Below are 21895 nucleotides of genomic sequence, written 5' to 3' on the forward strand. Positions count from 1 at the left end.
AGCAGGCTCGCTCCCACAGGACACCGCGATCCCCTGTGGGAGCGAGCCTGCTCGCGAAAGCGATATCCCTGACGGCGAAGTTTACCCGCCCGTACTGTGCTTTATCAGCAACCCAAGCATCCGCGCGCCACTTTGGCTAAAATGCCGGCCTTTTCCATCGACACCGCCGGAAACCGCCGTGAGCAAAGAACCCGATCGCCTATTCGCCCAGCCTTTGGCCCAGGTGCCTGACTTCGCTTTCAACGAAGACGTGGTGCGGGTGTTCCCGGACATGATCAAGCGCTCGGTACCAGGTTATCCGACCATCGTCGAAAACCTCGGCGTGCTCGCCGCGCAATTCGCCCAACCCAACAGCGTACTCTACGATCTTGGCTCGTCGCTGGGTGCCGTGACTCAGGCCCTGCGTCGTCACGTGCGCACCGACGGCTGTCGGGTGATTGCTGTGGATAACTCGGCAGCGATGGTCGAGCGCTGCCGCGAATACCTCAACGGTCAGGATTCGATGTTCCAGGAGTTGCTGCCGGTCGAAGTCATCGAAGGCGACATTCTCGCCCTCGACTTCCAGCCCGCTTCGGTGGTGGCGCTGAACTTCACCCTGCAATTCATCGCCCCCGATCAGCGCACCGCTTTGCTGTCGCGCATCCACCAGTCGTTGCTGCCGGGCGGCGCGCTGATTCTGTCGGAGAAGCTGCGCTTCAACGATGCCGAAGAGCACGCGCTGCTCACCGACCTGCACGTCGCCTTCAAACGTGCCAACGGCTACAGCGAACTGGAAATTGCCCAAAAGCGCAGCGCCATCGAAAACGTCATGAAGCCCGACAGCCTCGAAGAACACCGCGAACGCCTGCTGGCCGCCGGGTTCTCGAAAGTCGTGCCGTGGTTCCAGTGTCTTAACTTTGCCTCGTTGATTGCCTTGCCATGATTGATCTGTCCCCCCTCGCCCGCCGTCTGGCCGGCACACCGCTGGCCGAATGGGCCAGCACCCTGCAGGCGCAACTCGACAAGAAAATGGAGAAAGGTCACGGCGACCTGGAACGTTGGCAAAGTGCGCTCGACGCCCTGCCGAAGATCCAGCCAAGCGAAGTGGATTTGCTCAACGGGCTGAAACTCGACACCGATTGCGACGATGCAACCCGCGCGCAGATGCGCACCGCGCTGATGGGCCTGTCGCCGTGGCGCAAGGGCCCGTTCGATCTGTTCGGCGTGCACGTCGATACCGAATGGCGCTCGGACTGGAAATGGTCACGCGTCGCTCCGCACCTGGACCTCAAGGGCAAACGCATCCTCGATGTCGGTTGCGGCAACGGTTATTACATGTGGCGCATGCTCGGGGCCGGCGCGGACAGCGTGATCGGCGTCGACCCGAACTGGCTGTTCTTCTGCCAGTTCCAGGCGGTGCAGCGCTACTTGTCCGAGCCGAACGCCTGGCACCTGCCGTTCCCGTTCGAAGACCTGCCGGCGAATCTCGAAGGCTTCGACACGGTATTTTCCATGGGCGTGTTCTATCACCGCCGCTCGCCGATCGAGCACTTGCTGGCGCTGAAGGATTGCCTGGTCAAGGGCGGCGAACTGGTGCTGGAAACGCTGGTGGTCGAAGGCGACAAGCATCAGGTGCTGGTGCCCGAAGACCGCTATGCGCAGATGCGTAATGTGTGGTTCCTGCCGTCGGTGCCGGCGCTGGAATTGTGGCTGCGCCGTGCGGGTTTCACCGATATTCGTTGCGTGGATGTCAGCACCACCACGGTCGAGGAGCAGCGCGGGACGGAGTGGATGAAGTATCAGTCGCTGAGCGATTTTCTTGATCCTGAAGATCACAGTAAAACGGTTGAAGGGCTGCCGGCGCCGATGCGGGCCGTTATTGTCGCCAAAAAGTAACTTTCACAAACGCCGCATCCCCCTGTAGGAGTGAGCCTGCTCGCGATAGCGGTCTAACATTCAACTTTGATGTGACTGTTAGATTGCTATCGCGAGCAGGCTCACTCCTACAGTTTGGTTTTGTGTTTATTCAGGGGCTTTTCTGCGGCGGGCGCGAAAGAACTCGGTCAACACCGCCCCACACTCCTCCGCCAACACCCCGCCCTCATACAACACCCGATGATTCAAAAAGCCCTGGGCGAAAAACTGTCCCTGGCTCTGCACAATCCCGGCTTTCGGCTCCAGCGCGCCATACACCACCCGCGCCACCCGTGAATGCACGATCAGCCCGGCGCACATGCTGCACGGCTCCAGCGTCACATACAGGGTGCTGCCCGGCAGACGATAGTTATCCACAGCCTGGGCTGCGGCGCGGATCGCGACCATTTCTGCATGGGCGCTCGGGTCGCTGGCGCTGATCGGGCAGTTGTAGCCGCGACCGATGATCTCGCCGTTCTGCACCAGCACCGCGCCCACCGGCACTTCGCCCAGCGCTGCGCCTTGCGCAGCCAGCATCAGGGCTTCGCGCATGAAGTCGCGGTCGCGGCTGCGGTCGATAATTGCCGCTGGGCGAATCTGGCGCATCACTTCACCTCGATGGCGGCCATCAGGCCGGTTTCCATGTGGTCGATCACATGGCAGTGGAACATCCACACCCCCGGATTATCGGCCACCAGCGCTACTTGCGCGCGCTCGTTCTTGCCCAGCAGGTAGGTGTCGGTGAAATACGGAATGACCTTGTGCCGGTTCGATGCAATGACCTTGAAACTCATGCCGTGCAGGTGGATCGGGTGCTGGTACTGGGTCATGTTCTTCAATTCGAAGATGTAGCTCTGGCCCAGCTTGAGGCTGGCAATCGGTCGATCGGCGCAAGTCTTGTCGGTGATGTCCCAGGCCTTGCCGTTGATTTGCCACAGGCTCGGCGGTTTGCCGTTGTCGACATTGACCGACACCGAACCGACCCACTCGAAATTGAAGTTGAGTTTTTCGGCATTGGCCAGGTCCGGCTCGGCCACCGGGTTGGCCGGCAGCGCTTTTGGCCAGTCCGTCGGCGCATCGCTATTGGCCACCGAACGCAATGTACCCAGGCGCACCGGGCCGTTGCGCAGCGACAGTTCTTCGCCCGCTGCCGGCGCCTTGATCGCCAGGCAAATGCGCATGCCCGGGCCGAGCCAGTATTCCTTGCCCAGTGGCCGCGGCTCGATCGGGTTGCCATCCAGCGCATAGATTTTCGCTTCGACGCCGGGAATGTTGATGCGATACGTCAGGGTATTGTCGAGGTTAAGCAACCGCACGCGGGTGATCTGCCCGGCCGGCAAATCGATTACCGGCAACGGCACGCCATTGATTGTGGATAAACGCCCCGCTGTACCGCCCCGCGCGGCTTCGCGAGGAATGCTGAAGTCGACGAAGTTGCCTTGATCGTCGATGTGCCAGTTTTTCAGGCTCATGGTCTTTTCGTATTGGAAACCGGTAGGCTCGCGTTCTTCGACGATCAGCGGCCCGACCAGTCCGCGGCCGAGTTCTTCGCTGCTGCTGACGTGCGGGTGATACCAATAACTGCCGGCATCCGGCACGCGGAATTTGTAATCGAAGTATTCACCCGGCAGCACCGGCAATTGCGACACATAGGGCACGCCGTCCATTTCCAGCGGCAAACGAATGCCGTGCCAGTGAATCGTGGTCGCCACCGGCAAGTGGTTGATGAAGCGCACCCGCAACCATTCGCCCTGACGTACGCGCAGCTCGGTACCCGGCGCCGACGGCCCGAACGCCCAGGCTTCGGTCTTGTGCCCCGGCACCAGCTCGACGTCCAGCGGCGCGGCGATCAGTTCATAGTCGTGGCCCGCCTCGGCGTCGGCCATTTTGCCGAGCCAGTAACGCGACGCGCCCCCCGCCCCCATGCCAACGACAACAAGACCGGCCAGGCCACCGAGGATTTGGCGACGGGTAAAGGACATGAACTCAACTACCTCACGTATCAGCGACAGGCCCCGAGGGCCCGCAAAAGGCGAATACGATACACCTGCGGTTGAGAAACAGTAAGGGCGACCCGCCGCCGCACATCAGTTGCAGGCTAAGCGCGCAGCCCGGTAATCAGGTGCACCACGCCGTTCTCCAGAGGCATGACGCCCGCAACGCCAGCATCGCACAAGGCCTGTGCATCCAGCCGCGACACATCGCGCAACGTCACCCGCACCCGCGTCAACGCCACCGGCTGCTGCGATAGCAGGTTATCCACACCACCCAACGCGGCAACGATGGCAGCGCTCAACCCGTCGTCCGGCGTGGCTTGCACGTTCGGTGCATCTGGCACCAGGTCCGGGGTCAGGGCTTTCCAGAAGGCTTTTTGCAGTTGATCGAACATCTTCAATTCTCCATAACGTGCGCGGCTTCGAAGCTCGCTTCGTGAAACAGCTGCAATGCCTCGCGCACCTGTCCGGCGCTTTCCAGGCCAAGCACCTGTTTGGCGACGACCTGACAGTCGGCCAGCGCCAGTTCGCGCACGGTGGCCTTGATCGGAGCAATCATCGGAACGCTCACCGACAATTCGTCCACACCCAGGCCCAACAACAGCGGCACCGCCAGCCGCTCGGACGCCATCGCGCCACACACCCCCACCCATTTGCCGTGGGCGTGCGCAGCCTTGACCGTCATGGCAATCAGGCGCAGCACCGAGGGATGAAAGCTGTCGGCCTGACTGGCCAGACGCGGATGGTCGCGATCCATGGCCAAGGTGTACTGGGTCAGGTCGTTGGTGCCGATCGAGAAAAAATCCACCAACGGCGCGAACAGGTCGGCCATCAGCGCCGCCGCCGGCACTTCGATCATGATCCCCAGCTTCGGCCTTTCAGTGAGGCCCAGCGCCAGCGCTTCTTCTTCAAGCATCTGCCGGGCCAGACGCAGCTCCGCCAATTGCGTGACCATCGGCAGCATGATGTGCAGGCGCGTCAGTGCGCAGCAGCCGAGCATGGCGCGCAACTGCTCACGCAATAAATGCGGGCGCTCCAGGCACAAGCGAATGCCGCGCAGACCGAGAAACGGATTGCTTTCACTTTCCATCGGCACGTAGGCCAGCGGTTTGTCGCCGCCGACGTCAAGGGTGCGCACCACCAGATTGTGCTCAGGCCCGACACAACGGGCGATGGCACTGTAAGTGGCGACCTGCTCGTCATGGCTCGGCGCATGGTTGCGGCCCAGATATAAAAACTCCGAACGCAGCAGCCCGACACCGGCGCCGCCCATGGCCATGGCCTGCTCGGTTTCTGCCAGTGAGGCGACATTGGCTGACACCTCGACGTGATGCCCATCGCGAGTGCAGGCCGCCAGCGCAGCGTGCTCCAGATCATGGGCATGTCGTTGCCGTTGTTGCGCGTGGCGCGCCTGCCATTGCTCGATCGTCGCCGCGTCCGGCTGCACCTGCAGTTCACCCTTGTCGGCATCGAGCAAAACCTCGGTGCCGTTGCGCAAGGCAAGCATTTGCACCGGCACGCCGCAGATCGACGGCAAGCCGCACGCCCGGGCGAGAATCGCCACATGGCTGGTCGCGCCGCCGCCGACCGTGGCGAAACCGAGCACTTTGCTGGTATCGATGCGAGCGGTTTGCGACGGGGTCAGTTGGTCGGCGATCAGAATGCTGCCTTGCGGCAGGTCCAGCGTCTGCTCGTCGATGCCCAGCAGGCGCTTGAGTACGCGTTGCCCAACATCGCTCAGGTCCGCCGCGCGTTCTACCAACAGCGCGTTGCCGAGCTGGCGGAACATCGCTGCGGTGGTTTCGGTTGCCGTACGCCAGGCGAATGCCGCACTTTTGCCGGTGTCGATCAACGCCGCGGCCTGATCGAGCAGGCCGGGGTCTTCGAGCAGTTCCTGATGGGCCTTGAAGATCTCCGCTTCAGCCTCGCCCGCGGCGGTATCGCGCAAATGCTGCAAGGCCAGGTCCGCTTCGATCAAGGCGTGGGCGAGCGCTTCACGTTCGCTATCGGCATCGCCGCCGAATTCGTCGATGTCGAAGCTCGGCTCGCTGATCTGTACCACATGGCCCAACGCCGAGCCGGGGGACGCGCACACCCCGCGCAACAGCGTCAGCGGCTCGTCGGTGGCGATCACGCCGGGCGCCTGCGCTGTCACCGGTTCACCGCAGCCCTCGGTCAACAAGCGGGCCAGCGTGTCGATGGCCGCTTGCGCATCGTCGCCCACCGCACTGATCTGCACGCTGTCGCCAAACGCAGTCTGCAACGCCATCAGCGCCACCAGCGATTTGCCGTTGGCCTGCGCTTGTTGTTTATGCAGATGAATGGTTGCGGTAAACGCTTTGGCTGCCTGGGCGAACACCGCAGCCGGGCGCGCGTGCAGGCCATTGCGGTTGGGCAAGATCAGCGCTGGCGAAAACAGCGCCTGACCTTTTGTCGCGTCCGGCGTCTCGCTGGATGTTTGCCCGCCTGCAAGTTCCAGCAGCGGCTGGCCGCGTTCGACTCGTCCGCTCGGCTCGGCCAGCCAGTGGAACGGCTCGCCGCTGACCACCAGCATCAAGGTCAGCAGGCTGCGGGCGTGACGGGCGATGTAGTCGGCATCGAACTCGATCAGCGCCTGTCCGGCAGCGACCTCTTGCCCTTCTTCGACCAGACGGGTGAAACCCTGCCCGGCGAGGTTCACCGTATCCAGACCGATGTGCAGCAATACCTGCACGCCGTGTTCGTCGGTGATGCTCACGGCATGCCCGCTGGCCTGCACGTTGCTGACCACGCCGGCCAGTGGTGCGCACAGGGTCGACGAGGTCGGGTCGATGCACAGACCGTCGCCGATCACCCGGCCGGAAAACACCGGATCGGGCACCCGGTCCAGCGCCATCAGCACGCCGGACAGCGGCGCCAGCAGTTGTAAGGGTTGGGGTGTGGCCATGACGTCACCTGCAATGTTCGTATTGAAGTACCGACGGGGCGCGATGCTCCCGTCAGCATCGCTTATTTCCACCAGTATTCGACCTGCAATCCGACATTCGCACCGTGCCGGGCATTGCCGAACGCACCGCTGTCGGACAGTGCCGAGCCTTTCGCCAGTTGATTGGCCGCGCGTTTCGCCGCCTCGTTCCACGTCGCGTAGGTGTAATACAACCGCACTTCGGGCCGCGCCCAGAAGGCCGGGCCTTTCGGCGACCAGGTTGGGGCCACGGTGAATTTGCTCAGTTTGCGCGTACCGCCTGGTGCATCGACCTGATCGTGGCCGAGTTCGGTGACCAGTTTGAACTGCTCGGTGAGCGCATAGGCCGGGCGCACGCCCAACGATAGCCAGTTCTGATCGGCACCGTTTGCACGAATGTCTTTTTGATACACCGCTGCGATTTGTCCGCCGAAACGCGGTGTCAGTTGCCAGTCGAAAAACTCGACAATGCGATAGCTTTTATTGCTGTCGTCGAGTCCGACGTCGCCGGTATAGCCCAACCCGGTGCCGGGGCCTTCGCCGTATTGCAGGGCCAGTTTGTTCTTGCCGCCGAGGAATCCGCTCTGCACGTGTTGCGTGGTAATCGCCCAGCCGCGATGGGCGTCGCGGCTGTCGGGTTTGTCGATGTAGCTCAGACCGAATTCCAGTTCGCCGCCGGGGTTGCTGTTGAAGCCACCCACGTTGAAATCGTGGCGATTGATGTAGTCCTTCTGGTAGAGATTGTCTTTGCGCGAGAACGCGTAGCTGTACTTCAGATCGCCGATCAATACGTCTTCGATGCCGCCGCCGGTGGCGCTCTGGTTCCAGTAGTAGAAGTCGGAAATGTGGATATCGTTACGCTTGTAGTAACGGCGCCCGGCCCACAACGAACCGCCGTTGAGCGCGGGCATCGCTGACCACTGGGCGTAGGCCTGGGGCAAACGGATCGAACCGGTGTGGTCTTTGAACGTTGGCTTGCGGTCGTAGCGGTTGTACAGCGAAGCCATGCCGTCGACGCTCAGCACTGAACCGTCCTCAAGGGTGTACAGATCCTGACGCAACTCCAGCTCGCCGTACTGTTCGCATTCGTTGCCCAGGCGATATTTGGTCTGCGCGCCGGGCAATTGAAAGCACGATTGGCTGCTGCTGTTGACCGACGTACCGACACCGCTGCGCAAGTAACCGCCAAACTCCAGCGCATGTGTCGACGCTGGTAACGCCAGGCAAACACCTGTCACTGCAAGGCTGCGCTTTATTGTTGTTTTCATAAGCCATCCCATTTTTTTATTGTGTGTTTGCAGAAATTCAGCGCGCAAAGCTCCCCCGCGCAGTGTTCTGCGTGTTTTTTCAAACGTGGTTTACGGGTTAAGAATCAGGGATCGATCAGGTGCACAACGAACGACTCGTAAGGCCGCAACGTCAGCTGTCGAGTGCGCGGTGCAGCGTCCGGGTAATTGCTGATCAAGGTTCGCTGGCGCATCGATTCGCTGATCACGCTGGCGGGCAATTCGATTTCACACGCCGCGGCGTAGAAGTTGTTCACCACCAGCAAGCGCTCGGCGTCGCCCTCACGCAGATACGCCCAGACTTGCGGATGCTCGGGCAATAACTGCCGGTACAGCCCGTCGGTGATCAATGGCTCGCTGCGCCGCAGTGCGATCAGCGTGCGGTAGTGGTGCAGCACTGAATCCGGATCATCCAGCTGCCGGGCGACGTTGATCTGCGCGGCATTGGCCGGCACACCGATCCACGGTTCGGCAACGCTGAAACCGGCATTCGGCGTCGCGTCCCAGTGCATCGGCGTGCGCCCGTTATCGCGGGATTTCTGCATGATCGCCGCCATATTGTCGGCGTCGCTGCTTCCCGCCTCGCGCTTGAGGCGGAAGATGTTCAGGGTCTCGACGTCGCGGTAATGCTCGATCGACTCGAACCCCGGATTGGTCATGCCCAGCTCTTCACCCTGATACACGAACGGCGTGCCCTGCAGAAAGTGCAGCGCGGTGCCGAGCATTTTCGCCGACAGCTCGCGAAACTCGCCCTCATGGCCAAAACGCGAGACCACCCGCGGTTGATCGTGGTTACACCAGAACAGCGCGTTCCAGCCGCCGCCGGCCTGCATGCCGGTCTGCCAGTCGGAGAGGATGCGCTTGAGCTGGAGGAAATCGAAGTCAGCGCGAACCCACTTCTGCAGGTTCGGATAATCGACTTTCAAATGATGAAAGTTGAAGGTCATCGACAGCTCTTTCGACTGTGGATTCGAATAGCGAATGCAATGTTCGAGGCTGGTCGATGACATCTCGCCGACGTTGATCAGGTCGTAGCCTTCGAAGACTTCACGGTGCATCTGCTGCAAGTACGCATGCACGTTCGGCCCGTCGGTATAGAAGCGTCGGCCATCGCTGTCATCTTCGGGAAAGTCTTCGGGCTTGGAGATCAGATTGATCACGTCCAGGCGGAAACCGCCGACACCCTTGTCGCGCCAGAACTGCATCATTTTGAAGACTTCGGCGCGCACCTGCGGGTTGTCCCAGTTCAGGTCGGCCTGTGTGTGATCGAACAGATGCAGGTAATACTGACCGGTCTGCGCCTCGTACTCCCAGGCAGATCCGCCGAACTTCGACTCCCAATTGTTCGGCTGATCGCGCCAGATATAGAAATCACGATAAGGATTGTCGAGGCTGCTGCGCGCCTGCTGAAACCAGACGTGTTCGATCGAAGTATGGTTGACCACGATGTCGAGCATCAGCTTGATCCCGCGCTTGTCCGCTTCGGCAATCAGCAGTTCGCAGTCGGCCATGCTGCCGTAGCTCGGATCGATGGCGTAGTAATCGCTGATGTCGTAGCCGTTGTCGCGCTGCGGCGAACGCAGGAACGGCGTGATCCACAGACAGTCGACGCCCAGCCAGTGCAGATAATCGAGCTTGGCGACAATCCCCAGCAAATCCCCGGTCGGGTTGCCGGCGTGGCTATGAAAACTCTTCGGATAAATCTGGTAGATCACCGAACGCTGCCAGTCCTGCATGGCACAACTCCTTCAGATATCTCAGGCAACCCGAAAACCGGGACGGACAATCTTCATGCTCAGCGCGCAGGTCAGAACGAACGGCACGAGCATGGCAATCAGCATCCCGATCACGAACATCGGGATGTACTGCGGAATGATCGAAATGAACCCCGGCAGCCCGCCGACGCCAATCGCCGAGGCCTGGATGCGGTTCAGCGAAAGGAATATGCAGCCGAGCGCAGAGCCAGCCAGCGCCGCATAAAACGGAAACTTGTAGCGAAGGTTGACGCCGAACATCGCCGGCTCGGTGATACCGAAATAAGCGGAAATCGCCGAGGTCGAGGCCATGCTCTTGTCCCGCGCATTGCGCGTCATCCAGAACACCGCCAGCGCCGCACTGCCCTGGGCGAGGTTGGACATGACGATCATCGGCCAGATGAAGGTGCCGCCCTGGCTCGAGATCAATTGCAGGTCCACGGCGAGAAACATGTGGTGCATGCCGGTGATCACCAGCGGCGCATACAGCAGCCCGAAAATCAGTCCACCCACCAACGGCGCCAGATCAAACAGCATCACCAGACCTTCGGTAATGTAGATGCCGATATGCCGCGTCACCGGACCGATGATCGCCAGCGCCAGCACGCCGGTGACGACAATGGTGGTGATCGGCACCACCAGTAATTGAATGGCGTTGGGCACGCGGGCGCGCAACCATTTTTCGATCACGCTCATGACGTAGGCAGCAAGCAGGATCGGCAAAATCTGCCCTTGATAACCGACCTTTTCCACCTGGAACAAACCGAGGATGTCGAAATACGGCAGTTGCTGCCCGTCCAGCCCGGCCACCGCTTTGCCGTAGTTCCAGGCGTTGAGCAGGTCCGGATGGACGAGCATCAGGCCGAGCACGATGCCGAGAATTTCGCTGCCGCCAAAGCGCTTCGCCGCCGACCAGCCCACCAGCGCCGGCAGAAACACGAACGAAGTGTTGGCCATCAGGTTGATCAGGCTCCACAGCCCGTCGAGTTTCGGATAGGCATCGAGCAGCGTCTGCCCGTCGATGAACATGCCTTTGGCGCCGAGCAGGTTGTTGATGCCCATCAGCAGGCCGGCAATGATCAGCGCCGGCAGGATCGGCATGAACACGTCGGAGAACACCCGCACCAGCCGTTGCATGGCGTTGATCTTTTCCGCGCTCTTCTGTTTAACGTCGGCAATGGTCGACGCGGCGAGACCGGTCTGCTTGCGCAGTTCGGCATAGACCTTTTCCACTTCCCCCGGACCGATCACCACCTGATAAAGGCCGCCTGTGAAGAACGAGCCTTTGACCAGATCGATCTGGTTGAGCGTAGCGGTGTCGACCAGGCTCGGGTCTTTCAGAGCCAGACGCAAACGCGTGACGCAATGCGCGGCCTGCTCGAGGTTGTCGGCGCCACCGAGGCTTTGCAGCAAGTCCCTGGCGATGTTCGGGTAGTCGTGGCTCATGCTTGTTCTTCCGCTGTGGATTGTTGTTATTGGCAGCACACCGAAGCGAAAAATACTCGTACAGACGAGTTAATGCAACAACTCGTCTGTACGAGTTTGTTTGTGCATATTCTCGCCAGACCAACGGCGAATTTTCCTACTTGGCCCTAGGCAGATTTCTATCGTCCACATGGACAAAGCCCTACCCTGGCCTTAAGGTTCGAAGCTTTGAGCAGCCTCGGCACCGAGCCCATCCATGAGCAAATACAACCAGATCTACAACGATCTGCTGGCCAGCATCACCACTGAACGCCTGGAGCGCGGTGCCCGCCTGCCGTCCGAAACCGAACTCATGGACAGCTACCAGGCCAGCCGCGGCACGGTGCGCAAGGCGATCGAATTGCTGCAGGAACGCGGTTTCGCCCAGAAAATCCACGGCAAAGGCACCTTCGTACTTTCGACAAACCCGATCGAGTTTCAGCTCGGCGGCATCGTCAGCTTTCAAGAGACTTACCCGCGCCTGGGCAACGACGTCAGCACCGAAGTGGTCGAGCTGAGCCAGTTTGCCCTCGAAGGCGCCCTGCTCGAACACATCCATGCCGAACCCGGCAGCCTGATTACGCGGATCAAACGCGTGCGGCGGATCGACGGCAAACGGGTGATCCTCGACATCAACCACTTCGTCAGCGAGGTGATTCCCGGCCTGTCTCTGGATATCGCCGAGCAGTCGATCTACGCCCACATCGAGCAGACCCTGCAATTACAGATCGCCTACGCCCAGCGCACCATCGAAGCCGTACCACGCAGCAAGGACGATCAACTGCATCTGGACCTCGACGGTCAGAGCCACGTCATCGTGGTCAGCAACCAGACCTTTCTGCAGGACGGCCGCCAGTTCGAATACACCGAATCACGGCATACGCTGGACAAGTTTTATTTTTCGGATGTGGCGCGGCGTTGATACACGCGACTGCCTTCGCAGAGCCTCCACAGAACACCCGACGATAGCCGGGTAACGCACTCGCCCTGGGCGAGTCAGTCATGCTCGATCCTTGTTTTCTCAAGGATGAAAAACTCATGACCGCTCCCGAACGCCGTCTGCTGCCCAACGCAGCAGACAAAACCGCCCTGAAAGCCCTCGCCACGACCCTCGTGACGACCTGCCCGGGTCTGTATGACGCGGCGCGTCAAGTTGCCAGCGAACTGCTGATGGCCAAAGGTCTGTCCGGCCTCGATCCCGACCGGGTGTATTTCCATCGTTTCAAAACTGCGCAGAGCAGCACGCTGACCTTTACCGGCTGGGAACATTTGCTGGAAAAGCCCTACGAAACGCTGACCCTCACGCAACTGGTCATTCATCGCTTTCGTGCGACAGATCAAGACAACGCCGACCTGCTCGGCCTCTACGGTGGCTTTTATTCGGAGGGTCCGGACGCCGAGAATTTCAATCAAGGCAATGAAGTGCGCTTGCTGGGCAGCGATGTTCTGAAGGTGTTCTGGGAAGTCGATTTCAGCACGCGCTACACCGAGCAATTGAGCAAATTCTGGCGAAACTCGGCGGATGATTTTCGTGTTCTGGCCAAGTGCAACTTCCTCAGTCAGGCGGTGCAAGCGCTGCAACAGAATGACTTGGGGGGCGATGACTTTCAGCGCATCATCGCCTCGGTCATCGGGCCCATTACCTGGCCCGTCACTCTGCAAATGCTGCGAACGACCTACCCGGTCGGCACGGAGGTACGCGCCCTGGATGTCGATGACCACGTCGCCACCGATGTGCTGCGTCTGGTCGAAGACAGCGGCCGGCAGACCCTTTACCTGCCAGGCGAATCCCCGGCTTTTCGCTTGATGGACACGGAAGCTGATCTGCATTGGTGGCTGCTTGAGCAGATGAATTACGAGGACAAACGCAGCGCATTCCTCAAGCATTTCCCGCTCGCCGAGAGTCACCGCATCACCGAGAACCTTACCGATCTGATGAACCGCCTGGTGAGCGCCTGGGGCCATAGCAATCACCAGATGATCAATCGCAGCAATGTCGCTGTCGCCGGTGACGCGTTCACCTGGTTAAGCGAATCGACGCGCAGCGCCATGGTCGCCGAGGCACAGCTGGTGCTGACCTCCAACAGCGACCTGAGCAAAAAACTCTGGATAGGTTATTTGAGCGCCGGTCTGAAAGTATTCGGCCCGATGGCGGCGGTGGGTTGGCCTGCGGCGTTGCCGTTGATCGGCGCGAGCATCGCCAACATGGGGCTGAATATCGATCAGGCCGTCAACGGCGCCACAGCCGCCGAACGCAAAAAGGGTCTAGCCAATGCAGTGCTCAACGGTATTGAAATCGTAATGGATGTGCCGTTTCTGATCGGCACGGGCGCGCATCTGGAAGTCGGCCCGCAAGTCGAGTTTGCCGAAGCCGAAGAAATGGCCGGGTTGATCGAGTTCACTTCGGCGAACACGCCTCTCCTGCCCCCTGTGGAGTCGCTGCCAGCCACGGTGATTGAAGAAGCCGGCGATGAGTTGGCAAACGACCTTCCCGTCGAAACGCCCCCTGCCACATCCCAGACCTCCACGACTGCCACTGTCCCCGTGCCAGGCATTCCTGCCCGCTACCGATGCAACGAGGTGCTGGTACCGGACGCCGTCCAGGCGGACCCTGGGAAATTTGAAGGCATCTATCGTCTCGACAAGGAGCCACGCTACGCGATCAAAATCGGCAACGACGCGTATTACGTGCGCTACTTTGACGATTCCGAGGAGAGCGGACACTGGGCGATCGTCAATCCCGAGCGTCCCAATCAGTTCGCTTATTCGCTGCCCGTACGCTTCGGTGCTGGCGGCAAGTGGGAACGCATCCCTGCGTTGCGGCTCAGGGGCGGCGGTCAATGCGTGGGCAAGGCTTGCATACCGGACGCTGACACGACCTCCGAGCCGTCTTCCACCACGCCCTCGCCGGAGCTGCCATTGGTCGAGCCGATTCCTTCGTCTGCCCGTCCACTGCGTCTGGTCACGCCGCTTCACGAAGTGAAGGGAATGGACATGCCGGCACTCAGAAGGTGGGCGATGAACCTGCCTGAAACCTCCGCGACGCTGCCCGGCGCCGCCCGCGACAATCGATCGACTGCCGAGGCGTTTGCCGCCTACTTCGGCGAAAGGCGCGCCATTCTGCTCAACGAGGCAAAGGAGTTCTACTCGCAACTGAGCTGGGCCAACCTGCCCCCACGGCCGGTCATTCCGCAGGTCACTCCAGCGATGCCGACGGGCGAACTGATCGACAGCATTTTCGCCAACAGCAATGGACTGGTGATTGGCGAGACGCTGGATCGCATCGTCAGCATGCGCTTCATGATCGAAAACATGCCGGCGTTCGCACGGCACATCAATATGCTGTATGTCCGTGGATTGCTCAGTGATTTTGCTCAGACTGATCTCAACGAATTCTTCCTGTCGGGAGAGATGTCGCAGGACCTGCGTACCTATTTGATCAGCCTTGGCACCGACCCCAATGAGAGGTTTAACGTCCTGGAGTTGGTGAAGACCGCACAGGCCAATGGCATCCGGGTCCAGGGCCTTGACGCTGCGCAAAACTACAAGCCGAAGGTACCGCTCACCTCGATTGAAGAACAACTGATGCGCATTCGCCTGAGCAGCCGAATCATAAGGAGTGACGCAATTCTCAACAGACCGGGCAAATGGGTTGCCTTGAGCGCGGCAACCGATACCAATACCTTCAGAAATGTGCCGGGAATAAGCGAACACGTGGGCGGCATCGGTTTACGGATCGAGGAAATCTCGTCCGCAGAGGAAGCAGGCGTCAGTATCGATCCCGGTCTGGAAGTCGTGCGTGGCCCGTTTGATAACGGCGCATCGACCCGTGCCTCGGTCGACGTGCTTTACGCAGACCTGCGTTTGCAAATCGAATCATCTTTGCCGCAATGGACGCCTGCAGCGCAGGAAAAGCTGCTGCACCGCAATGGCATGTTCATTTTCGAAAAAAACCAGAATGCCTACACACTGGTACGCCGCGACAGCTCAGGCAATCTGGTGCGAACAGCGGTGAATAGCCGAAGGGACGGCCAGGTCTACATTTGGGCCCAGTCGATGCCTCGCATCAGCGGCATCATGTTCCGCGACCTCGCCGCGCTATCCGAACGGCTGATAGAGATCGGCCTGACCCTGCAAAGCCGCCTGCCCACCTGAATCGCTTGCAGGCTCATGAAACGAAAAAACCCTTGGCTTGAGGCCAAGGGTTTTTTGTTTACTCGATGCGTCGATCAGCGTGCAGCAGGATCACTCCCACTCAATCGTCGCCGGTGGCTTGCTCGACACGTCGTAGGTGACGCGCGAGATACCTTCGATTTCATTGATGATGCGGCCGGAGACGGTTTCCAGCAGTTCGTAAGGCAGGTGTGCCCAACGCGCGGTCATGAAGTCGATGGTTTCTACGGCACGCAGGGCCACGACCCAGGCGTAACGACGGCCGTCGCCGACCACGCCCACCGATTTGACTGGCTGGAACACCACAAAAGCCTGGCTGACCTTGTGGTACCAGTCGGCCTTGCGCAGTTCTTCGATGAAGATGTGGTCGGCACGACGCAGCAGGTCGGCGTATTCCTTTTTCACTTCGCCGAGGATACGCACGCCCAGGCCCGGGCCCGGGAACGGGTGACGGTAGACCATGTCGTACGGCAGGCCGAGTTCCAGGCCCAGACGACGGACTTCGTCCTTGAACAGTTCGCGCAGTGGCTCGACCAATTTCAGGTTCATCTCTTCCGGCAGGCCGCCCACGTTGTGGTGCGACTTGATCACGTGAGCCTTGCCGCTTTTTGCGCCAGCCGACTCGATCACGTCCGGGTAGATGGTGCCCTGAGCGAGGTATTTGATGTTTTCCAGTTTGTTGGACTGGGCATCGAACACGTCGATGAAGGTACGGCCAATGATCTTGCGCTTCTTCTCCGGGTCGGCTTCGCCGGCCAGGTTGTTGAGGAACTGCTCTTCGGCGTTGGCGCGGATCACCTTGACGCCCATGTTCTCGGCGAACATGGCCATCACTTGCTCGCCTTCGTGCAGACGCAGCAGACCGTTGTCGACGAACACGCAGGTCAGTTGATCACCGATGGCTTTGTGCAACAGCGCAGCAACGACCGAGGAGTCGACACCGCCGGACAGGCCCAACAGGACGTTGTCGGTGCCGACCTGAGCGCGGATGTTGGCGATCGCGTCTTCAGCGATTTTCGACGGCGTCCACAGGGCTTCGCAGCCGCAGATGTCGAGCACGAAACGCGAGAGGATGCGGCCACCCTGCTTGGTGTGGGTCACTTCCGGGTGGAACTGCACGCCGTAGTACGCGCGATCGTCGTTGAACATGCCGGCGATCGGGCAGCTCGGGGTGCTGGCGAGGATGTGGAAGTCTTCCGGCATCTTCGTGACTTTGTCACCGTGGCTCATCCACACGTCGAGGCCGAACAGGCCGTCGGCGTCGATGTGGTCTTCGATGCCGTCGAGCAGACGGCTCTTGCCAACCACGTCAACGCGGGCGTAACCGAACTCACGCAGCTCGGAACCTTCAACCTTGCCGCCCAGTTGCTCGGCCATGGTCTGCATGCCGTAGCAGATGCCGAATACCGGAACGCCCAGATCGAACACCGCCTGCGGGCAGCGCGGGCTGTTGGCTTCGTGCACGGACTCAGGGCCGCCGGCGAGGATGACGCCTTTAGGGGCGAATTCGCGGATCGCATCTTCGTCCATGTCGAACGGGTGCAGTTCGCAGTACACGCCGATCTCGCGCACGCGGCGGGCAATCAGTTGGGTGTATTGCGAACCGAAGTCGAGGATCAGGATGCGGTGAGCGTGAATGTCGAGGGCCATGAAAGAAACTCTGAAAAGCAGTTGCAAGCTTCAAGCTGCAAGCTGCAAGTAATCGGAAGCCGAGCGGCCCTGCACTGATGCAGCACCGCTTGCAGCTTGTAACTTGTGGCTTAGAGCTGTCGGCGTTAGCCGACCCGATAGTTTGGCGCTTCCTTGGTGATCTGCACGTCGTGAACGTGGGATTCGGCCATGCCGGCACCGGTGATCCGCACGAACTCAGGTTTGGTGCGCATTTCTTCGATGTTGGCGCTGCCGGTGTAACCCATCGAGGAACGCAGACCGCCCATCAACTGGTGAATGATCGCGCTCAGGGTGCCTTTGTACGGCACGCGGCCTTCGATGCCTTCCGGTACCAGCTTCTCGGCACCGGCCGAGGAATCCTGGAAGTAGCGATCGGAAGAACCCTGGGCCTGGGACATGGCGCCCAGCGAACCCATGCCGCGATAAGCCTTGTACGAACGGCCCTGGAACAGCTCGATCTCGCCCGGGGCTTCTTCAGTACCGGCGAACATCGAACCCATCATCACGCAGGACGCACCGGCGACGATGGCCTTGGACAGGTCACCGGAGAAGCGGATGCCGCCGTCGGCGATCAACGGCACACCGGTGCCTTCAAGGGCGGCGGCGACGTTGGCGATTGCGCTGATTTGCGGCACGCCGACACCGGCGACGATACGGGTGGTGCAGATCGAGCCAGGGCCGATACCGACCTTGACTGCGTCGGCGCCCGCTTCGGCCAGCGCCTTGGCAGCGGCGCCGGTGGCGATGTTGCCGCCGATCACCTGCACTTCAGGGAAGTTCTCTTTGACCCAGCGAACGCGGTCGATCACGCCTTTGGAATGACCGTGCGCGGTGTCGACCACCACCACGTCCACGCCAGCGTTGACCAATGCCGTGACGCGATCACCGGTGTCTTTACCGGTGCCGACCGCCGCGCCGACACGCAGACGACCTTGATCGTCCTTGCTGGCCAGCGGGTAGGCTTTGGCTTTTTCGATGTCGTTGACGGTCATCATGCCTTTGAGGGCGAATTTGTCGTCGACGATCAGCACGCGCTCGATGCGGTGCTTGTGCAGCAGTTCGCGTACGTCGTTCTTGTCGGCGCCTTCCTTGACCGTGACCAGACGCTCTTTAGGCGTCATCACTTCGCGGACAGTGGCTTCCAGACGGTTTTCGAAACGTACGTCACGGGAAGTGACGATGCCGACCAGGTCGCCATCGTGCAGTACCGGAACGCCGGAAATATTGTGCAGACGGGTCAGTTCGAACAGATCACGCACCGTGGCATCGGCCTCGATGGTGATGGGATCCTTGACCACACCGGCTTCGAACTTCTTGACCTTGCGCACTTCGGCAGCTTGCTGCTCGATGGTCATGTTCTTGTGGATAATGCCGATGCCACCTTCCTGAGCCATGGCGATTGCCAGACGGGCTTCAGTAACGGTGTCCATGGCGGCAGAAACCAGAGGAATATTCAGTTCGATGCCACGGGTAAGACGGGTCTTGAGACTGACTTCGTTGGGAAGTACCTCGGAATAACCGGGCACTAGGAGAATGTCGTCGAATGTCAGAGCTTCTTGGCTGATACGCAGCATCGCGGGGGCTCCCGAGCGGGAAAATGGAAGCGCGCCATTATAGTCAGACACCCCCTGCTGTTCAATGTAAAACTCAGCCTAATTGATAGAAGGAAAAGCCCGGCCCTACAGCTCCACCTTGACCCACGAGACAGGTTGATCGAGCCAGTCGGCGAACTCGTCGATGAAGCTCTGCTTGAACCCGGCCTCCAGCCAGTTGTTGAAGATGAAACCGAGGTTGGAAAACGCGCATTCCTGCAAGAACAGGAACCCGTTGATGTCGTCTTCATGCCCGCATTCCGGGCAGGTGAAATTGTCGGTGCGGCCGGGAAACCAGTCTTCCAGACTTTCGAACAGCGCTTCGCCGACTTCGCGGCGGCATTCGGCGCAACCGGCTTCTTCGAGAAAGCCTTTGGCCGGGGTATAGATGCAGCGCTTGGTGATGATCTCCAGGCCATTGATTGGCTCACCGAACGGTAGCGCTTCGGGGTGCAGCACCACCGCGCGGGCGCCGTCGGCGATGGCGTGGGCCATGCGGTTGCCGGTGCGCCCGCAGGTGGTCAGTTGTTCTTCGACAATGTTCTTGCGCACCAGCCACCGCACGATCGCCCGCGCCCGGGGTTCGTGCACCGGCAGGGTGGAGATTTTCGGGACGATGATGCTTTGCGTGTTCATGGTCGAGCCTGCTGAAAATACCGGGACACCCCTGTAGGCCTTCGCCTGCTCGCGATAGCGGTGGGTCAGACACATCAATGTTGATTGATACACCGCTATCGCGAGCAGGCGAAGGCCTACAAAGGAAATGCGGCCGGCAGCTTAATCCCTGACAAAATCCGGTCAAGTGCTGAAATAACGCCCGATCAGAGCAATCCCGCTGGCCAGCACCAGCCACGTCACCAGCCGCACAAACGCCTCGCGCGACAACTTCATGCTCAGTCGCCGGCCGATCCACAAGCCCAGCGCCATCGCCGGCAACAGGCACAGCGCCAATATCAACAAGGGTAGCTCGGCATACACGCCCGCGATAATGAACAGACTCAGGCGCACCACAGTGCTGCAACTGATCAGCGCACTTTGCGTGGCCCGCGCGGCTTCTTTGGATAAGCGGCTGTTGAGATAGATCGCGTAGAGAAACCCGCCACTGCCAAACAACGCACCGAACAACCCGCCCACCGTCCCCATCGGCACGGCCCATGCCGCCGACAACTGCGCCGGCCGCGCTTTGATCCACAGGCTGTAGATCGCATAGGCGCTGATGAACAGCCCCATCAATAACAGCAGCACATCGGATTTGAGGTTGAGCAGAAAGATCACCCCCAGCGTGCAACCGACCGCCATGCACGGCAGCAGCCGCAACAACTCGGGCCTGGCGACATCTCGCCGCGACGGCAGCAGATTGCCGAACGCCGCGACAAAATCCAGCAGCACCAGCAGCGGCACGATCTTCGACAGCGGCATGAACAGAATCAGAATCGGCCCCGCGACCAGTGCCGTACCGAAACCGGCGATGCCGAAGACGATGTAGGCCAAAGCAATGCCCAGCCCGATCGCCGCCCAACCGCCCGCGCCCCATGACCACGCCCCCAACAGCTCCATAATGTCCATCGACCCGCATCCTTTATAAGGCCGCTGACTGTACCATCCCCCTGTAGGCCTTCGCCTGCTCGCGATAGCGGTGGGTCAGACACATCAATATATGCTGACACACCGCTATCGCGAGCAGGCGAAGGCCTACAGGGGATTGGTGGTGATCCGACGGCAAATGCCTTTAAACTGCGCCCCATGATTAAAGATCCCTTTGCAAGACTTGGCCTGGACCGTGAAGTCCTGACCGTCAGCCAGCTCAACGGCCGCGCGCGGGTGTTGCTGGAAGACGTGTTCAGCAACATCTGGGTCGAAGGTGAAATTTCCAACCTCGCCCGCCCGGCGTCGGGGCATGTGTATTTCACTCTCAAGGACAGCGGCGCCCAAGTGCGTTGCGCGTTGTTCCGGCAAAACGCCGCGCGGGTGCGTCAGGCGTTGAAGGACGGCTTGGCGGTGAAAGTGCGCGGCAAGGTCTCGCTGTTCGAAGGCCGTGGCGACTACCAGCTGATTCTCGACACGGTAGAACCGGCCGGTGACGGCGCGTTGCGCCTGGCCTTCGATGCGCTGAAGGAAAAACTCAGCGCCGAAGGTCTGTTCAGCGCCGAACGCAAAGTGCCGCTGCCGGCTCATCCGCAGCGCATCGGCATCATCAGTTCGCCGACCGGCGCGGTGATTCGCGACATCATCAGTGTGTTCCGCCGCCGCGCGCCGCAGATCCAGTTGACGTTGATTCCCACCGCCGTACAGGGCCGCGAAGCCACCGCGCAAATCGTCCGTGCATTGAAAATGGCCGATGCTCGCGGTTTCGACGCGCTGATCCTCGCCCGTGGCGGCGGTTCGCTGGAAGATCTCTGGTGCTTCAACGAGGAAGCCGTCGCGCGTGCCGTCGATGCCTGCGTGACGCCGATCGTCAGCGCAGTAGGCCATGAAACCGACGTATCGATCAGCGACTTTGTCGCCGACGTGCGTGCGCCGACACCGTCCGCCGCAGCCGAACTGCTTGCGCCAGACTCGAGCCATTTGATCCGTCAGGTCGAAAGCCTGCATCGCCGTCTGGTGATGCGCATGCGTGATCGTTTGATGCGCGACCGCCTGCGGCTGGAAGGCATGGCCCGGCGTTTGCGTCATCCCGGTGAGCGTTTGCGCCAGCAGGCGCAGCGTCTGGATGATCTGGACATGCGCATGCGCCGGGCGTTCGAGCGTCATCTCAACACCCGCCGCGAACGCCTGATCCGTCTGGAAACCCGCCTCGCCGGGCAACATCCGGGTCGCCAGTTGGCGATGCTGCGCCAGCGTCTCGACAGCCTCGCCGACCGCTTGCCCCGGGCCATGCGTGAAGGCCTGAAAAACCGTCGTCTGCAACTGCACAGCCAGATGCAGACCCTGCATGTGGTCAGCCCGCTGGCAACCCTCGGTCGTGGCTACAGCATTTTGCTCGACGAACGCGGCCACGCGATCCGCGACGCCGCGCAGACCCACACCGGCCAGCGCCTCAAAGCCAAACTGGGCGAAGGCGAGCTGCAAGTGCGCGTCGAGGATAACCACCTGACGCCCGTCACCCTCTCTTTACTGGACTGAT

At 60.7% G+C, this 21895-nt stretch carries 16 protein-coding genes; 5 read left to right on the forward strand and 11 right to left on the reverse strand.

Annotation, left to right across the window (positions count from 1 at the left end):
• The first annotated feature begins 178 nt into the window (after positions 1 to 178).
• The gene (gene cmoA / locus BLU52_RS19360) at positions 179 to 922 is read left to right on the forward strand and encodes a carboxy-S-adenosyl-L-methionine synthase CmoA (RefSeq protein WP_090285972.1); all 744 of its coding nucleotides are present in this window, start codon (positions 179 to 181) and stop codon (positions 920 to 922) included.
• Complete coding sequence (cmoB, locus tag BLU52_RS19365) at positions 919 to 1875, forward strand: tRNA 5-methoxyuridine(34)/uridine 5-oxyacetic acid(34) synthase CmoB (protein WP_090285974.1); 957 nt, start codon at positions 919 to 921, stop codon at positions 1873 to 1875. The genes cmoA and cmoB overlap by 4 nt, the downstream gene beginning before the upstream one ends.
• A 126-nt stretch (positions 1876 to 2001) precedes the next feature.
• On the opposite strand, the gene tadA is transcribed toward cmoB, so the two are convergent.
• The 7 genes from tadA to treP form a co-directional block, all read right to left on the reverse strand.
• Positions 2002 to 2499, reverse strand: a complete 498-nt coding sequence (tadA, locus tag BLU52_RS19370; protein WP_090285976.1) for a tRNA adenosine(34) deaminase TadA — start codon at positions 2497 to 2499, stop codon at positions 2002 to 2004.
• On the reverse strand, positions 2499 to 3875 hold the full coding sequence (locus BLU52_RS19375; protein WP_090285979.1) for a multicopper oxidase family protein: 1377 nt from the start codon (positions 3873 to 3875) through the stop codon (positions 2499 to 2501). The genes tadA and BLU52_RS19375 overlap by 1 nt, the downstream gene beginning before the upstream one ends.
• A gap of 116 nt (positions 3876 to 3991) precedes the next feature.
• Positions 3992 to 4282 (reverse strand): PTS transporter subunit EIIB, encoded by a 291-nt coding sequence (locus BLU52_RS19380; protein ID WP_090285981.1) that lies wholly within the window; start codon positions 4280 to 4282, stop codon positions 3992 to 3994.
• Positions 4283 to 4284: 2 nt separating this feature from the next.
• Entirely contained in the window at positions 4285 to 6813 is a 2529-nt protein-coding gene (gene ptsP / locus BLU52_RS19385; protein ID WP_090285983.1) for a phosphoenolpyruvate--protein phosphotransferase, read from the reverse strand.
• 62 nt (positions 6814 to 6875) lie between these two features.
• Positions 6876 to 8099: a maltoporin gene (locus BLU52_RS19390; protein ID WP_090285985.1), complete on the reverse strand. Its 1224-nt coding sequence runs from the start codon at positions 8097 to 8099 to the stop codon at positions 6876 to 6878.
• Positions 8100 to 8203: 104 nt separating this feature from the next.
• Positions 8204 to 9853 (reverse strand): alpha,alpha-phosphotrehalase, encoded by a 1650-nt coding sequence (gene treC / locus BLU52_RS19395; RefSeq protein ID WP_090285987.1) that lies wholly within the window; start codon positions 9851 to 9853, stop codon positions 8204 to 8206.
• Positions 9854 to 9874: 21 nt separating this feature from the next.
• Positions 9875 to 11317, reverse strand: a complete 1443-nt coding sequence (treP, locus tag BLU52_RS19400) for a PTS system trehalose-specific EIIBC component (RefSeq protein ID WP_090285989.1) — start codon at positions 11315 to 11317, stop codon at positions 9875 to 9877.
• A 235-nt stretch (positions 11318 to 11552) separates the two neighbouring features.
• Here treP and treR point away from each other — a divergent pair, with 235 nt between their 5' ends.
• Positions 11553 to 12257, forward strand: a complete 705-nt coding sequence (gene treR / locus BLU52_RS19405; protein ID WP_090285993.1) for a trehalose operon repressor — start codon at positions 11553 to 11555, stop codon at positions 12255 to 12257.
• Positions 12258 to 12373: 116 nt separating this feature from the next.
• Positions 12374 to 15490 (forward strand): membrane-targeted effector domain-containing toxin, encoded by a 3117-nt coding sequence (locus BLU52_RS19410; protein WP_090285995.1) that lies wholly within the window; start codon positions 12374 to 12376, stop codon positions 15488 to 15490.
• A 90-nt stretch (positions 15491 to 15580) separates the two neighbouring features.
• Here the strand turns inward: BLU52_RS19410 and guaA are convergent, their stop codons facing one another.
• The 4 genes from guaA to BLU52_RS19430 form a co-directional block, all read right to left on the reverse strand.
• A complete protein-coding gene (guaA, locus tag BLU52_RS19415) occupies positions 15581 to 17158 on the reverse strand; it encodes a glutamine-hydrolyzing GMP synthase (RefSeq protein WP_042608327.1) in 1578 nt (525 codons plus the stop codon).
• A gap of 125 nt (positions 17159 to 17283) precedes the next feature.
• Positions 17284 to 18753, reverse strand: coding sequence for an IMP dehydrogenase (guaB, locus tag BLU52_RS19420; RefSeq protein ID WP_016773343.1), 1470 nt, complete (start codon positions 18751 to 18753; stop codon positions 17284 to 17286).
• 105 nt (positions 18754 to 18858) lie between these two features.
• Positions 18859 to 19407, reverse strand: coding sequence for a sugar ABC transporter ATPase (locus BLU52_RS19425; protein WP_090285997.1), 549 nt, complete (start codon positions 19405 to 19407; stop codon positions 18859 to 18861).
• Positions 19408 to 19569: 162 nt separating this feature from the next.
• Positions 19570 to 20337 carry a sulfite exporter TauE/SafE family protein gene (locus BLU52_RS19430; protein ID WP_090285999.1) on the reverse strand — a complete coding sequence of 256 codons (768 nt, stop codon included), beginning with the start codon at positions 20335 to 20337 and terminating at the stop codon, positions 19570 to 19572.
• 177 nt (positions 20338 to 20514) lie between these two features.
• Between BLU52_RS19430 and xseA the strand changes: the two genes are divergently transcribed.
• Positions 20515 to 21894 (forward strand): exodeoxyribonuclease VII large subunit, encoded by a 1380-nt coding sequence (xseA, locus tag BLU52_RS19435; protein ID WP_090286002.1) that lies wholly within the window; start codon positions 20515 to 20517, stop codon positions 21892 to 21894.
• Position 21895 lies beyond the last annotated feature (1 nt).

This window comes from Pseudomonas granadensis (assembly GCF_900105485.1).
Taxonomy (GTDB): Bacteria; Pseudomonadota; Gammaproteobacteria; order Pseudomonadales; family Pseudomonadaceae; genus Aquipseudomonas; species Aquipseudomonas granadensis.

Bases quoted from the DNA above. Each gene is read 5' to 3' on its own strand.
- BLU52_RS19425 (WP_090285997.1), bottom strand. From the start codon at position 19,407: ATGAACACGCAAAGCATCATCGTCCCGAAAATCTCCACCCTGCCGGTG.
- BLU52_RS19410 (WP_090285995.1), top strand. From the start codon at position 12,374: ATGACCGCTCCCGAACGCCGTCTGCTGCCCAACGCAGCAGACAAAACC.
- xseA (WP_090286002.1), top strand. From the start codon at position 20,515: ATGATTAAAGATCCCTTTGCAAGACTTGGCCTGGACCGTGAAGTCCTG.
- guaB (WP_016773343.1), bottom strand. From the start codon at position 18,753: ATGCTGCGTATCAGCCAAGAAGCTCTGACATTCGACGACATTCTCCTA.
- BLU52_RS19380 (WP_090285981.1), bottom strand. From the start codon at position 4,282: ATGTTCGATCAACTGCAAAAAGCCTTCTGGAAAGCCCTGACCCCGGAC.
- BLU52_RS19430 (WP_090285999.1), bottom strand. From the start codon at position 20,337: ATGGACATTATGGAGCTGTTGGGGGCGTGGTCATGGGGCGCGGGCGGT.
- treR (WP_090285993.1), top strand. From the start codon at position 11,553: ATGAGCAAATACAACCAGATCTACAACGATCTGCTGGCCAGCATCACC.
- tadA (WP_090285976.1), bottom strand. From the start codon at position 2,499: ATGCGCCAGATTCGCCCAGCGGCAATTATCGACCGCAGCCGCGACCGC.
- treC (WP_090285987.1), bottom strand. From the start codon at position 9,853: ATGCAGGACTGGCAGCGTTCGGTGATCTACCAGATTTATCCGAAGAGT.
- ptsP (WP_090285983.1), bottom strand. From the start codon at position 6,813: ATGGCCACACCCCAACCCTTACAACTGCTGGCGCCGCTGTCCGGCGTG.
- BLU52_RS19375 (WP_090285979.1), bottom strand. From the start codon at position 3,875: ATGTCCTTTACCCGTCGCCAAATCCTCGGTGGCCTGGCCGGTCTTGTT.
- treP (WP_090285989.1), bottom strand. From the start codon at position 11,317: ATGAGCCACGACTACCCGAACATCGCCAGGGACTTGCTGCAAAGCCTC.
- cmoB (WP_090285974.1), top strand. From the start codon at position 919: ATGATTGATCTGTCCCCCCTCGCCCGCCGTCTGGCCGGCACACCGCTG.
- guaA (WP_042608327.1), bottom strand. From the start codon at position 17,158: ATGGCCCTCGACATTCACGCTCACCGCATCCTGATCCTCGACTTCGGT.
- BLU52_RS19390 (WP_090285985.1), bottom strand. From the start codon at position 8,099: ATGAAAACAACAATAAAGCGCAGCCTTGCAGTGACAGGTGTTTGCCTG.